Origin of the sequence: Mitsuaria sp. 7 (assembly GCF_001653795.1) — a bacterium.
In the GTDB taxonomy this organism is placed as follows: domain Bacteria; phylum Pseudomonadota; class Gammaproteobacteria; order Burkholderiales; family Burkholderiaceae_C; genus Roseateles.
The window spans coordinates 633,253-646,538 of record NZ_CP011514.1; the positions used below are offsets into that span (position 1 = coordinate 633,253).

General features: G+C 69.2%; 13 protein-coding genes. 7 read left to right on the forward strand and 6 right to left on the reverse strand.

All coding sequences use genetic code 11. The features are described 5' to 3' along the window. Window positions 1–109 precede the first annotated feature (109 nt). Window positions 110–1,348: a tetratricopeptide repeat protein gene (locus ABE85_RS02785; protein ID WP_082938264.1), complete on the forward strand. Its 1,239-nt coding sequence runs from the start codon at window positions 110–112 to the stop codon at window positions 1,346–1,348. Window positions 1,349–1,379: 31 nt separating this feature from the next. Here ABE85_RS02785 and ABE85_RS02790 read toward each other — a convergent pair whose 3' ends face one another. From ABE85_RS02790 to ABE85_RS02800, 3 genes are all read right to left on the reverse strand, one after another. After that, window positions 1,380–1,721 (reverse strand): YkgJ family cysteine cluster protein, encoded by a 342-nt coding sequence (locus ABE85_RS02790; protein WP_067269856.1) that lies wholly within the window; start codon window positions 1,719–1,721, stop codon window positions 1,380–1,382. Window positions 1,722–1,784: 63 nt separating this feature from the next. Next, the gene (locus tag ABE85_RS02795) at window positions 1,785–3,317 is read right to left on the reverse strand and encodes a bifunctional serine/threonine-protein kinase/universal stress protein (RefSeq protein ID WP_067269857.1); all 1,533 of its coding nucleotides are present in this window, start codon (window positions 3,315–3,317) and stop codon (window positions 1,785–1,787) included. Window positions 3,318–3,437: 120 nt separating this feature from the next. Next, window positions 3,438–4,196: a metallophosphoesterase gene (locus ABE85_RS02800; protein WP_067269858.1), complete on the reverse strand. Its 759-nt coding sequence runs from the start codon at window positions 4,194–4,196 to the stop codon at window positions 3,438–3,440. A gap of 270 nt (window positions 4,197–4,466) precedes the next feature. Here ABE85_RS02800 and ABE85_RS02805 point away from each other — a divergent pair, with 270 nt between their 5' ends. Further along, window positions 4,467–5,339 carry an ABC transporter substrate-binding protein gene (locus tag ABE85_RS02805; protein WP_082938265.1) on the forward strand — a complete coding sequence of 291 codons (873 nt, stop codon included), beginning with the start codon at window positions 4,467–4,469 and terminating at the stop codon, window positions 5,337–5,339. 75 nt (window positions 5,340–5,414) lie between these two features. Here the strand turns inward: ABE85_RS02805 and argF are convergent, their stop codons facing one another. Both argF and ABE85_RS02815 read right to left on the reverse strand, forming a co-directional pair. After that, window positions 5,415–6,377, reverse strand: coding sequence for an ornithine carbamoyltransferase (gene argF / locus ABE85_RS02810; protein ID WP_067269860.1), 963 nt, complete (start codon window positions 6,375–6,377; stop codon window positions 5,415–5,417). Beyond that, window positions 6,374–7,606 carry an aspartate aminotransferase family protein gene (locus ABE85_RS02815; protein WP_067269862.1) on the reverse strand — a complete coding sequence of 411 codons (1,233 nt, stop codon included), beginning with the start codon at window positions 7,604–7,606 and terminating at the stop codon, window positions 6,374–6,376. The genes argF and ABE85_RS02815 overlap by 4 nt, the downstream gene beginning before the upstream one ends. 272 nt (window positions 7,607–7,878) lie before the next feature. Between ABE85_RS02815 and ABE85_RS02820 the strand changes: the two genes are divergently transcribed. The 3 genes from ABE85_RS02820 to ABE85_RS02830 all read left to right on the forward strand — a co-directional run bounded on the left by ABE85_RS02820 (window position 7,879) and on the right by ABE85_RS02830 (window position 10,215). After that, window positions 7,879–8,214, forward strand: a complete 336-nt coding sequence (locus ABE85_RS02820) for a DUF3579 domain-containing protein (RefSeq protein ID WP_067269864.1) — start codon at window positions 7,879–7,881, stop codon at window positions 8,212–8,214. A 142-nt stretch (window positions 8,215–8,356) separates the two neighbouring features. Then, window positions 8,357–9,412, forward strand: a complete 1,056-nt coding sequence (locus ABE85_RS02825; RefSeq protein ID WP_067269866.1) for a M14 family zinc carboxypeptidase — start codon at window positions 8,357–8,359, stop codon at window positions 9,410–9,412. Then, complete coding sequence (locus ABE85_RS02830; protein ID WP_067269867.1) at window positions 9,409–10,215, forward strand: alpha/beta fold hydrolase; 807 nt, start codon at window positions 9,409–9,411, stop codon at window positions 10,213–10,215. The genes ABE85_RS02825 and ABE85_RS02830 overlap by 4 nt, the downstream gene beginning before the upstream one ends. A gap of 73 nt (window positions 10,216–10,288) precedes the next feature. On the opposite strand, the gene rpsT is transcribed toward ABE85_RS02830, so the two are convergent. Then, window positions 10,289–10,585 (reverse strand): 30S ribosomal protein S20, encoded by a 297-nt coding sequence (gene rpsT / locus ABE85_RS02835; protein ID WP_067269869.1) that lies wholly within the window; start codon window positions 10,583–10,585, stop codon window positions 10,289–10,291. Window positions 10,586–10,766: 181 nt separating this feature from the next. Here rpsT and murJ point away from each other — a divergent pair, with 181 nt between their 5' ends. Then, on the forward strand, window positions 10,767–12,341 hold the full coding sequence (gene murJ / locus ABE85_RS02840; protein ID WP_067269871.1) for a murein biosynthesis integral membrane protein MurJ: 1,575 nt from the start codon (window positions 10,767–10,769) through the stop codon (window positions 12,339–12,341). An 80-nt stretch (window positions 12,342–12,421) separates the two neighbouring features. After that, window positions 12,422–13,198 (forward strand): SirB1 family protein, encoded by a 777-nt coding sequence (locus tag ABE85_RS02845; RefSeq protein WP_082938266.1) that lies wholly within the window; start codon window positions 12,422–12,424, stop codon window positions 13,196–13,198. Window positions 13,199–13,286 lie beyond the last annotated feature (88 nt).

Genomic DNA, 13,286 nt, shown 5'->3' on the forward strand with positions numbered 1-13,286 from the left:
GGCTTTCAAGCCCGGGATCACCCCACCCGTCGCACGGGGGTGCGCGCGCTGCGCAGCGGAGTAGCATGACTGATCAGCGGCCCCGTCAGAGGTCGCGTCGGAGACGGTCATGGGAACGATCCAGGCGATGCAGTCGGTCCGCAAGGCGGTGATGGTCGGGGCGGCGCTGCTGTCCGCGCTGGCGCTGACCGGATGCGCCACGGCGCCCGAGGCGCCACCGGAGGCGGAGGCCGCCTCGCTGGTGCACGACGAGCTCTTCCCGCCGTCGCCCGACCTCATCGACCCGGCGCAGGTCATGGCGATGACGCCGAAGATGCGCGAGTTCCTCCGCAGCCGGATCCCGAACGCGAACAGCGGCACGACGCTGATGATGGATGCGCGCGACATGCGCCACCTGCTGCTGGACGCGCTCTACAACCGCAGCGAACTCCAGCTCGAATACGACGCGGAGACCACGCGCACGGCCGCCGAGGCCTTCGACGCCAAGGCGGGCAACTGCCTGTCGCTGGCGATGATGACGGCGACCTTCGCGCGCGAGATGGGCCTGCCCTTCGTGTTCCGCCAGATCTACGACGAGGAGCAGTGGAGCCGCGTCGGCGACCTGCAGGTGGTCTCCGGGCACGTCAACATCGCGTTGGGCCGGCGCCGGTCGGAGTTCCGCGTGCTCGGCAGCGACGAGCCCTCGCTGGTGGTCGACTTCCTGCCCGGCGCGCAGATCTCGCGCCAGCGCGCGATGCCGATCGACGAGCGCGGCATCGTCGCGATGTACATGAACAACCGCGCCGCGGAGCTGCTCGCGCAAGCCCAGATCGCCCGCGCCTACTGGTGGGCGCGCGCCGCCTGGCTGCACGATCCGCGGATGCTGACGGCGCTCAACACGCTGGGCGTGATCTACCGCCGCCATGGGGACACCGCGCTCGCCGAGCGCGCCTTCCGCCATGTGCTGGCGCACGAGCCGGCGAACGTGCAGTCCATGTCCAACCTCGCCCAGGCGCTACGGTTCCAGGGGCAGTTCGCCGAGGCGCAGAAACTCGAGACGCAGCTGGCGTTGCTTCAACCGTATCCGCCGTTCAAGTTCTTCGATCTCGGCGTCGCGGCGATGAAGGCCGGCGACTACGCCCAGGCGCGCGACCTGTTCGCCAAGGAGATCGACCGCTCGGCCTACTACCACGAGTTCCATTTCTGGATGGCGCTGGCCAACGTGGGACTGGGCAAGTGGGATGTCGTGCGCACCGAGCTGGCCAAGGCCGAGGAGTACAGCGTCACGATGCCGCAACGCCGGCTCTACGCGGCCAAGCTGGAAAGCCTCAAGGCGAAGATGCAGCCGGCGAAGGTCCAGGTCCGCTAGCCAGCGGCTGCGTGGGCGCTCAGGCGTTCGCTCAGGCGTTCAGCGGCGGCAGGCCGTGACGGGCCCGGGCCCGCGCGCAGGCGTCGTCGCCGATGCCCAGCGGCGAGCGCATGCCGAAGTCGCGGCACGGCGACGGCCGCCATTCGTAGATGCCGCAGCCGGCGCGCTCGCCGACCTGGCCCTGCAGGGCGGCGCAACGCGGCCGCGCGTGGTCGGTGCCGCGCATCCGGCATGTCGAGTCCGTGACCTCCACCGTCAGGCCGTCCGGCACCGTGCCGCCTTCGCTCAGCAGCTCGTGACGGGAGAAGTCGACGCGAAAGCTCGCGCAGCAGGCGCCGCAGCGGGTGCAGGGGTTGTCGGCGAAGGCGGACATGGCAGACGAGGGCAGAGGGGGAGATAGGGGGAGCGGGAAGGAGAATGGAACGACCGGAGGCGTTCAGTTCGACGCCGACGGGCTGATCAGCGTGCTGTCGGGCGCGGGCGTATCGTCGGGCAGCACGGGTTCGCGCACGACGGTGACGGTGCAGGCGCACTGCGAGACAACCTGGGCCGACACGCTGCCCAGGTAGCGCCGCATCATCGAGCTGGCGCGCGCGCCCATCACGACGTGGTCGACGCCGGTCTTCGCGGCGAACTCGATCAGCGCATCGGCGGCGTCGGGCGCTTCCAGCACGTGGAAGGTCAGCCGGCCGTCCTCGAGGGCCAGCTCGCGCGTCATCGGATGCGCCCAGTTCTTCAGCGCGATCAGCTGCTGCACGTGATGGCTGCGGCCCTGCGCGTCGGTGAGTTCGTCCATGCCGATGCGGTTGGTCTTCATCACGCCGACGCAGGCCAGTCGCGCGCCGGGCTCGGTCTGCATCAGGCGGCGCACGATCTCGCGCAGTTCCTCGAGCAGCGTCGGCGTGGCGCCCAGCACGTCGACGGCGGCCATGATCACCGGGCTGCGTGCCACCTGCGCGCCGACCGAAGCCGGCGCCTGCGGCTCCTCGCCCATCGCCAGGAACCAGCGCTTGAAGCGCCGCACCATGCCGCTGCGCTGCAGCTTGTGCGCGCGCGCCGTCAGCGGCACCGCGTCCGGCCGCTGCAGGTCCAGCGCGAGTTGCGCGGCGCTCTGGTAGCGGCGTTCGGCGCGCACTTCCAGGCAGTGCAGGACGATCTCCTGGAACCAGGGCGGGAGCTCGGGCCGGATCGCGCGCGGCGGGATCGGATCGACGTAGAGCCGCCGTCGCAGCTGCCGCACCGACGTGGGCTGGCCGAAGGGCCGCTCGCCGGTGGAGAGGTGGTACAGCATGACCCCCAGCGCGAAGAGGTCGCTGCGCGGATCGTTGCGGACGAACTGGACCTGCTCCGGCGACATGTAGGGGCCGGTGCCCATCGGCAGCGAGAACTCCTCCTCCAGCAGGTCGGGCAGGAAGTCGTGCCGCGACAGGCCGAAGTCGACCAGCACCACCGTGCCGTCCGGGCGCAGCAGGATGTTGCTGGGCTTGATGTCGAGGTGGACCAGGTGCTGGCGGTGCAGGTCGGTCAGCGCGTGCGCGACCTGGATGCCGATCTCGACGACCTCCACCAGCGGCAGCGGCGCCTGGTCCAGACGCGGGCGCAGGCTCTCGGCCTCGATGCGCTCCATGACGATGTAGGCCTGGCGGCGCCAGTCGCCGCGCGCGACGAAGCGCGGCACGTGCGGCCCCTTGAGCGCGGGCATGATCATCTGCTCGACCTCGAAGCCGACGATGCTGGCCGGGTCCTCGCCGCCCTTGATGCGGGGGACCTTCATGATCAGGGGGAAGTCCTCGACGGGGTGGGCCGGGTCCACGGGATCCTGGCGACGCACCTGCCAGAGGTTGGCCATGCCGCCCTGGTGCAGCCGCGCCTCGAGCACGAAACCGTCCAGCACCTGGCCGGGTTGCAGCGGCGAGGTGATGGGAACGGGGGCTGAAGTTGAAGCGTGCGTCGGGTGGGCGTCGTTCATCGATTCATTGGCACTTCCACCGCCGCTGGCCCTCACCCCCGCCCTCTCCCGCAAGCGGGAGAGGGAGCAAGTGGGTGGTCATCATCGGTGGCATCGGTCCTCGTCGGTCCTCGTCGATCCTCATCGGCCCAGCACCAGACGTTGAGCGAGCCGGTCCGCCAGGCCTGCGGGCAGGCCGGGCGCGGCGCGCAGCGCGGCGGCGGCGGCTTCGACATCGTAGGGCACGCGCTGGAAGCTGAGTTCCTCGCTGTCGTGGTCGAACAGCGCGTAGGCGGCCGCAGGGTTGCCGTCGCGCGGCTGGCCGCAGGCGCCAGGGATGACGAGCCACTGGCGGTTGGGCAGCAGCGGGATCGGCACGCCGGGCTGCGGCTTGAAGTCGCCCGCCTTGCCGGTGCCGGAAAGGTGGTACAGCATCGGCTCGTGCATGTGGCCGCAGAAGGTGTAGCGGCACTCGGTCGCGTGCAGGCTGCGCATCGCCTCCAGCCGGCCCTGCACGTAGGCGAAGCCGGTCGGGTCGAACGCGTTGGCGTGCACGTACAGGCAGTCGTCCTCTTCCTCCGACATGGGCAGCGAGGACAGGAAGGCCATCTGGTCGTCGGTGAGCCGCGCACGCGTCCAGGTGATCGCGGCGCGGGCGTCGTCGTTCATCGTGGGGCGGGGGCCCTGCGTCACGCCGAGGTCGTGGTTGCCGGCGACGACGATCGCGCCCTCCGCGCGCAGCGCCCGCACCTGGTCGACCACCCAGCCGGGGTCGCTGCCGTAGCCGACGTAGTCGCCCAGGAGCGCGAAATGCCGGGCGCCCTCCCGCCGGGCGTGGTCGATGACGGCCTCGAAGGCTTGCCGGTTGGCGTGCAGGTCGGAGATCAGGGCAGTCTTCATGGAAGCGGCATGGATGCGAACGCCAAGGATGCCACGCATGGCTGACGTCAACCTTCGCAAGACGGCGAGTGGCGGACGGTCAGGGTGGTGAGCCCCCCGAAGCGGAGGGGCTCGCCCCCTCCGGATGGGCGATGGATAGTGGCACTCGCGGGTTTGACGCGTTGTGGTCGCGCGGGGCTTTGCTACTCTGGCCGGTGACATGGGACGCCAAGGGGGCGATGTGGCGAGAGCGCAGCGCCGACGGCAGTTCCGGCACGGGAGAGAAAAAAGATGAACAGGTTCGAATTCGGGTGGCCGGGCTGGCCCGCGCGCGTCGCGCGTTCCGCACATGTCGCGGGCGGCCTGGCGCTGGGGCTGATGCTGGCGTCGGTGAGCCTGTGCGCGCGGGCGGACTGCTCGCGGCCGATCCGCGTGCCGGTGGCCCCCATCGGCATGAGCGTGGTGACCTCCGGCGGCGAAGTCAGCGGGGTCTATCCGGACCTGCTGCGCAAGGTCGCCGCGGAGACCGGCTGCCAGTTCGAATTCGGCGTCGTGCCGCGGGCGCGGGTCGAGGCGATGTTTGCCGCCGGCGGGGCGGACGTGCTGGTGCCGGCGACCAGGACCACGCAGCGCGACCTGCACGGCGACTTCATTCCGATGATGAAGGCGCGGCCGATGCTGATCTCCTTGTCTTCGGACCGCGCGCCGGTCGAGAGCCTGGCCGAGTTGGGCGAGCGGCGCGAGCTGCGCGTGGCGGTGGTGCGCGGCTTCGACTACGGCGAGCCCTACCAGCAGTTGCTGAGGACGCTGAAGGCGCAGCGCCGGCTGGTGGTGGAGGCCGACGCGGCGGCGGTGGTGCGCACGCTGGAGCGCAACCTGGCGGACGTGACAGTGATGGCGCCGTCGATCCTGGCGGGCACGCTGCTGCAGGACTCGAAGACGCGGCCGCTGCTGGACCGGCTGCGCCTGGAGGCCATGGCCGAGCTCAACTGGACCGACAGCGGCATCTACCTGTCGCGGCACCTGCCGGCGAAGGACCGCGAGGTGCTGAGCGACGCGCTGGAGCGGAACTCGCGATCGGGCACCGTCTGGAAGGCGCTGCAGAAGCATTACCCCGCCGGGTCGTATGAGGAAGGGCTGAAGGCGATCGTGGCGCCGAAGTAGCGGCGACGATCGAGGCTGGATGCAACAAGGCCCGCACTCGGCGGGCCTTGTCACTTCAGGAGCGGGGCAGGGTGCTCAGCCGATGCGTCCGAGCAGCAGGTACTCCATGAGCGCCTTCTGCACGTGCATGCGGTTCTCGGCCTCGTCCCAGACCACCGACTGCGGGCCGTCGATCACGTCGGCCGCGACCTCTTCGCCGCGGTGCGCCGGCAGGCAGTGCATGAACAGCGCATCCGGCTTGGCCTGCGCCATCATGTCCTTGTCCACGCACCAGTCCGCGAACGCCGTGCGGCGCGCCTCGTTCTCGGCCTCGTAGCCCATGCTGGTCCACACGTCCGTCGTCACCAGGTCCGCATCGCGGCAGGCTTCCTTCGGGTCCTTGAAGACCTTGTAGCAGCGCGTGTCCTTGATGCCCGCCACCGCCGGGTCGATCTCGTAGCCGCTGGGCGTGCTCACGTGCACGGTGAAGCCCAGGATCTCCGCCGCCTGCAGCCACGTGTTGGCCATGTTGTTGCCGTCGCCGACCCAGGCCACCACGCGTCCCTTCAGGCAGTCCATGTCGATCGCGCCGCGTCGGTCCATGCCGCGCTGCTCGATGAAGGTGAACAGGTCCGCCAGGATCTGGCACGGGTGGTACTCGTTGGTCAGCCCGTTGATCACCGGCACCCGCGAGTGCGCCGCGAAGCGCTCCAGCTTGGTCTGCTCGTAGGTCCGGATCATCACGATGTCGACCATGCGGCTGATCACGCGCGCGCTGTCCTCGATCGGCTCCGCACGGCCCAGCTGGCTGTCGCCGGTGGTCAGGTGCACCACCGAGCCGCCCATCTGGTACATGCCCGCCTCGAAGCTCACGCGGGTCCGCGTGGAGGCCTTCTCGAAGATCATCGCCAGCGTGCGGTCCTGCAGCGGCTGGTACTTCTCGTAGTTCTTGAAGCGGCGCTTGATCGTCGCCGCCCGTTCGAACAGGTGGGTGTACTCCTCCGTGCGCAGGTCCTTGAACTGCAGGTAGTGACGCATGAGCGTGTTCCCCGGTTTCATGGCGCCGAGGGCGTTGCCGGGGGCGCGGCCAGGAAGGCATTCACCAGCGGCACCAGACGCGCGGCGATCTCGGCGGCTTCCCCGCTCGTGAGGATCAGCGGCGGTACCAGGCGGATGACCTTGTCGGCCGTCACGCTCAGCAGCAGGCCCGCTTCCATCGCCTGCGTCAGCAGCACGCCGCAGGGGCGGTCCAGCTCGATGCCGATCATCAGGCCATGGCCGCGGACCTCGACGAGGCCAGCCTCGCCCGCCAGGCCGTGCTCGATCGCGGCCTTGAGCTCGGCGCCGACGGTCGCGGCGTTGGCCAGCAGGCCGTCCTCTTCCATCACCGTCAGCGTCTCGACGCCCGCGCGCATCGCCAGCGGATTGCCGCCGAAGGTCGTGCCGTGGTTGCCCGGTCCGAAGACCTTGGCCGCCTTCTCGCCGCACACCACCGCGCCGATGGGCACGCCCGAGCCCAGGCCCTTGGCCAGCGGCATCACGTCCGGCACGATGCCGGCCCACTGGTGCGCGAACCACTTGCCGGTACGGCCGATGCCGCACTGCACCTCGTCCAGCATGAGCAGCAGGTCGTGCTCGTCGCACAGCTTGCGCAGGGCCTTCAGGAAGTCGATGTGCGCCGCGTTGATGCCGCCTTCGCCCTGGATGGTCTCCAGGAAGATCGCGGTCACGTTCGGGTGTTCGGCGATGGCCTTGCGGATCGCCTCGATGTCGTTCAGCGGCACGCGGACGAAGCCCGGCACCAGCGGGCCGAAGCCCGCCTGCACCTTCGGGTTGCCGGTCGCGGACAGCGTCGCGATCGAGCGGCCATGGAAGGCCTTCTCGAACACGATCACCTCGGGGGCCGTGTTGCCGCGGTCATGCCCGTACTTGCGCGCGATCTTGAGCGCGGCCTCGTTGGCCTCCAGGCCGGAATTGCAGAAGAAGGCGTTGGTCAGCCCCGACAGCGCGCAGAGCTTGGCCGCGAGCTGCTCCTGCAGCGGGACGTGGTAGTAGTTGCTCGTGTGGATGAGCTTGCCCACCTGGTCCCGCAAGGCCGCCACCAGCTTCGGATGGTTGTGTCCGAGCGTGTTGACGGCGATCCCGCCGAGGCCGTCCAGGTATCGTCGGCCGGCCGTATCCCAGACCCAGGCGCCTTCGCCGTGCGACAAGGCGATCGGCAGGCGGCCGTAGGTGTGCATCACATGGGGTTCGGTCGGGGTGGCGAACGAGGAGTCCGGGGCGTTCATCAAGTCTCCAAAGCGTGGGAGGGGTGGGGGGAAATCTCCAGGAAGGCTCCCGGCAATTCCCGGTCCGGGACCGGGGTGGGGAGCCGATCGATTCTAAGGGTCGACCCTGCCGGGCGAGGAGATTCCTCCTGCACAGCGATGGAAGCCGCGCTGACCAGCAGAAGCGAGGTCACCCCGCCGAGCATCGGGGCGAGCAGAAGCCCACGTGTGCTGCGGCGCAACACATCCAGGGCACAATAGAGTTTTTGCCGGGACGCGTGAGACCGTAGCCAATGACTGAGCAGCCCAAGCCGCGAGAAGTGTTCATCCAGGGGATCACCACGGATGGCCGCACCTTCCGCCCGAGCGACTGGGCCGAACGTCTGGCTGGCGCCATGTCCTGCTTCCGTCCTGGCGGCACGCGCAGCGGCCGCGACGCGTACCTCGGCTACTCCCCCTACTGCGTGCCGCGCGTCATCGACGGCGTCAAGTGCGTGATCGTCAACGAGGCGCTGAAGTCCGTTGAACCGATGGCCTGGGAGTTCGTCATGAACTTCGCCCGCGATAACAAGCTGCAGGTCGTCGACGCCTGCCTGCTGCCCGGGGACCGGGAATCCGGCAAGGCCTGACGGGCTTCGCGCATCTCGCACACCTTCGCGCTCTCCGCGCTCTCCGCGCTGTTGCTTCTGGCCCGATCGGGCCATCGCCTGACGGCCTCGGTGCGACTACGCTGACTGGTTCGCCGCGACCTCCCCACCGGGCTCCCTGGACATGGCCGTCTTCACCGCCGACGCGGGCTCCCGGGCCGCGGCCGTCCTGCCGGAAATGCAGCAGCTGCTGCGCCTGATCGATCAGGGCGGGACGATGCTGCAGGCCCGCGAACTCGCGACCGTGGACACCCTCGGCGGCCCGCTGCCGGTGATCGGTGTGACCTTGGGCAACCCTGACCCCAAGGTGCCGGCGCTCGGTTTCATCGGCGGCGTCCACGGGCTGGAGCGCATCGGCGCGCAGGTCGTGCTGGCCTACCTCGGCAGTCTGGTGCGGCGGCTTCGATGGGACCTCAGCCTGCATCAGCAGCTCGAGTCGCTGCGGCTCGTCTTCCTCCCGGTCGTCAATCCCGGCGGCGTGCTGGCGGGCTCGCGGGCGAATCCGCAAGGCATCGATCTGATGCGCAACGCGCCGCAGGATGCGGACCGGGGCGTGCCCTTCCTGGTCGGCGGCCATCGGCTGACGCGGCTGCTGCCGTACTACCGGGGGCGGGCCGATGAGCCGCTGCAGGTCGAGAGCGACGCGCTCTGCCGCTTCGTCCGCGAGGAACTGCTGGGGCGTCCGGTGTCCGTGGCCATCGACTTCCACAGCGGCTTCGGCCTGCGCGACCGCATCTGGTTCCCGTATGCGCGCACGCGTCGTCCGATGCATCACCTCGCCGAGATCCACGCGCTGTGCGAGGTGCTCGATCAATGCCTGTCCCCGCATCCCTACGTCATGGAGCCGCAGAGCCGGCATTACCTGACCCATGGCGACCTGTGGGATCACCTTTACGACGAGTCCCTCTCCCTTGATCGAGGGATCTTCCTGCCGATGACGCTCGAAATGGGGTCATGGCTGTGGGTGAAGAAAAACCCGCGACAGCTACTCTCCCGGCACGGCATGTTCAACCCGCTGATCGAACATCGACAGCAGCGCGTGTTGCGACGGCACATGGCCTGGATGGACTTCATGACCCGTGCGACGCAGAGCGCGTTGCGGTGGTTGCCAGGGCCGGACACAAGAATCGATCACGGGGAGCAGGCGTTGATTCGCTGGTATCGGAGGACCGCTCGATGAGCGTCCACACCTGGGTGCTGTTGCGCGGGCTGACCCGCGAGAGCGGCCATTGGGGGGATTTCCCCGCGCGCCTGCTGCGCGCGCTGCGGGTGCAGCAGCCGGAGGCCCGGCTGGAACTGCTCGACCTGCCCGGCAACGGCGACAAGCATCGCCAGAGCAGCCCGACCCACGTCGACGCGATGATGGAGGCGTGCCGTGCGGAGCTGCGGCGTCGCGGCGTTCCCCCGCCGTATCAGGTGCTGGCCATGTCGCTGGGCGCGATGGTCGCCAGCGAATGGGCGGCGCGCCATCCCGGTGAGCTTGAAGGCATCGTGTTGATCAACACCAGCCTGCGACCCTTCAGCGCGTTCTTCCGGCGGCTGCGGCCGTCGAATTACTGGTCATTGCTGCTGCTGAGCCTGACGCGGCTGAGCCTGCGCCGGCGCGAGGCCAAGGTGCTGCAGATGACGACGCGGATGCAGCGTCAGCCGGACCAGGTGATCGATGACTGGGTCTCGATCCAGCGCCAGCATCCGGTGCGGCGGCGCAATGCGCTGCGGCAGCTGCTGGCGGCGGCGCGGTATCGCGCCAGCCTCGCCAAGCCGCAGCCGCCCATGCTGCTGCTGTGCAGCCAGGGCGACTCGCTCGTGGACTGGCGCTGCTCGCAGGCCATCAGCCGGGCCTGGGGCGCGCCCTTGCGGCTGCACCGGCACGCGGGGCATGACCTGCCACTGGATGATGGGGATTGGGTGGCGCGCAATGTCGTGGACTGGCTCCACGTGCGCGAGGTCGTCGGACAGATCACGACGCCGATGCCGCTCTGAACGGGGCGGAGGCCCCAACGAAAAAGCCCGCCGTCAGGCGGGCTTTTTCTTGCACCAGAGCTGGATCTGTCTATCAGGCGGCGAGCGCCTTGATCTTCGAAGACAGGCGGCTCTTGTGGCGAGCAGCCTTGTTCTTGTGGAAGATGCCCTTGTCGGCGACCGAGTCGATCACGGGCTGGGCGGTCTTGAACAGGTCAGCGGCCTTGGCCTTGTCACCCGTGACGATCGCCTTTTGCACGTTCTTGATGACCGTGCGGAACTTGGAACGCAGCGCCGAGTTGGCGGCGTTCAGCTTGACGTCTTGACGTGCGCGCTTGCGGCCCGAGGCCAGACGCACGGTTTTCTTCTTGGCTTTGGAAGAGCTTGCCATTGTGTTATTTGTCCAGTTGGTGCAAAGACGGCGAGTATAGCAGCCAGGATTTGAAAAACCAAATGCGCAGTACTGCGCCCGCACTGGCACACCCATAATGCGCGGTCTCCGGCCGGGCCCCGACGCCTCGTCCGCACCGTCCCACGCTCCGCCCCAGTATCGCCTCCGCGCCGACGCCTGAATGAACCTGCTCCGTACCGCTTCCGTCGTTTCGGTCTTCACGCTGCTGTCGCGCATCACCGGGCTGGTCCGCGAACAGATGGTGGCCGGACTGTTCGGCGCCAATGCGATGACCGACGCCTACAACGTGGCGTTCCGTATCCCCAACATGCTGCGGCGGCTGTTCGCCGAGGGGGCGTTCTCGCAGGCCTTCGTGCCCTCGCTGGCCGCCGCGCGCGCCAAGGACGGCGACGAGGCGACCCGTCACCTGATCGACGCCGTCGCGACCGTGCTGCTGTGGGCGCTGCTGGCCACCTGCGTGATCGGCGTGATCGGCGCGCCGCTGCTGGTCTGGGCGCTCGGCGCGGGGCTGTCCAGGGATGCGCACGAGGCCGCCGTCGTGATGACGCGGTGGATGTTCCCGTACATCGGCTTCATGTCGCTCGTGGCGCTCTCGGCCGGCATCCTGAACACGTGGAAGCGCTTCATCGTGCCGGCGGTGACGCCGGTGCTGCTGAACCTGGCCTCGCTGGCCTGCGGCTACGGGCTGACGCCGGTGCTGGCGCACTACGGCTACGAGCCGATCTACTCGCTGGCGCTGGGCGTCATGATAGGCGGCATCCTGCAGCTGGCGGTCCAGGTGCCGGCGCTGCGGCGTCTCGGCCTGATGCCGCGTTTCGCGCTGAACTTCGCCGGCCTGCGCCGCGCCGCCGGCGACGACGGCGTGCGCCAGGTCTTGCGCAAGATGGGGCCGGCGCTGCTGGGCGTCGGCGTGGCGCAGCTGTCGCTGCTGGTCAACACGCAGATCGCCATCGCGGTGGGCGAGGGCGCCGCATCCTGGCTGACCTATGCCGACCGGCTGATGGAGTTCCCGATCGCGCTGCTCGGCGTCGCGCTGGGCGTCGTGCTGACGCCGCAGCTGGCGGCGAGCACGGCCAAGGGCGAGACGGCCAAGTATTCGGGGTTGCTCGACTGGGGCCTGCGCCTGACCCTGCTGCTGGCGCTGCCCTGCGCGGTCGCGCTGCTGGTCTTCGCCGAGCCGCTGGTCGCGGTGCTCTACCAGCGTGGGGCCTTCCGGCCCGAGGATGTCGCCCACACCGCACACGCCGTGATGGGCTACGGGCTGGGCCTGATGGGGCTGGTGTCGATCAAGGTGCTGGCCCCCGGCTTCTACGCACGTCAGGACATGCGCACCCCGGTTCGCATCGCCGTCGGTGTGCTCATCCTGACGCAGGTGTTCAACGCGATCTTCGTCTTCGGATTCAAGATCGGCGTCGCCGGCCTGTCGCTGTCGATCGGCCTGGGCGCCGTCGTCAACGCGCTGCTGCTGCTGCGCGGGCTGCGCAAGCTCGGCACCTACACGCCGGAGGCCGGATGGCCCCTGTTCCTGCTGCGTGTCGCGATCGCCAGCGCCGCCATGGGCGCGCTGCAATGGTGGCTCGCCGGGTACTTCGGCTGGGTCGGCGGCAAGGGCTTCCACTTCGAACTGGCGCGCGCCGGCTGGATGGCGCTGAGCCTGGGCGCCTCGGCGCTGCTGTACTTCGGCGTGCTGCTGCTGCTGGGCGTGAAGCTGCGCCAGTTCGCCCGCCGGGCTTGAGCGGCGAACGCGCGACGGGCCTGAAATCGGGGGCGTCACGCTCGGGATCCGGCGACGGTGGCGGGCGTAGACTCCGACGCATGAGTTCGCCTTTGCAGTGGACGGTGCCGTCGGCGCTGGACTATTTCTCGACGCTGGTTGCCGAAGACGACACGCTGAACCTCGCCGAGGCCGCCACGGCGATCGCGCTCGACGAGGTGCCCCGGCTGGACGTGCAGCAGGTGATGGCCGAGCTGGACCGCCTCGGCGAACGGCTGAGACATCGCCTGCCCGCCGACGCGCCGCCCAGCCACCGGCTGCGGATGCTCAACCAGTACTTCCACGGCGAACTCGGCTTCGCGGGCAACGTCAACGACTACTACGCCGTCGGCAACAGCTACCTCCACCAGGTGCTCGCCACGCGCCGCGGCATCCCCATCACACTGGCGATCATCTACATGGAACTGGCCTCGCACGTCGGCCTGCAGGTCAAGGGCGTCAGCTTCCCCGGCCACTTCCTGATGAAGCTGCGGCTGCCGCAGGGCGAGGTCGTGCTGGATCCGTTCAGCGGACGTTCGCTGGGGCGCGGCGAGCTCGACGAGTTCCTCAGCCCCTGGCGCGAACGCGCGGGCCTGATGCCGGAGGAGCCGATGTCGCTGGACGCCTTCCTGGGCACCGCGCCGCCGCGGCAGATCCTGGCGCGCATGCTGCGCAACCTCAAGCAGATCCACATGGACCAGCAGGACCTGCCCCGGCTGCTGGCCGTCCAGCGCAAGCTGGTGGCGCTGCTGCCCGACGACCGCCTGGAGCGCTCCGAGCTCGAGCAGTGCCTGCAGCAGCTCCGTGATGCGGGTGGCGGACCGGCCACCCTCCATTGAGGGAGTCGACGGGGGAGGGGCCGTCGGGCGACGCTTAGAATCCCGTTCTTCCTGAGGGTACGAGCGCCCGGTCGCCGACCTTCCTGTT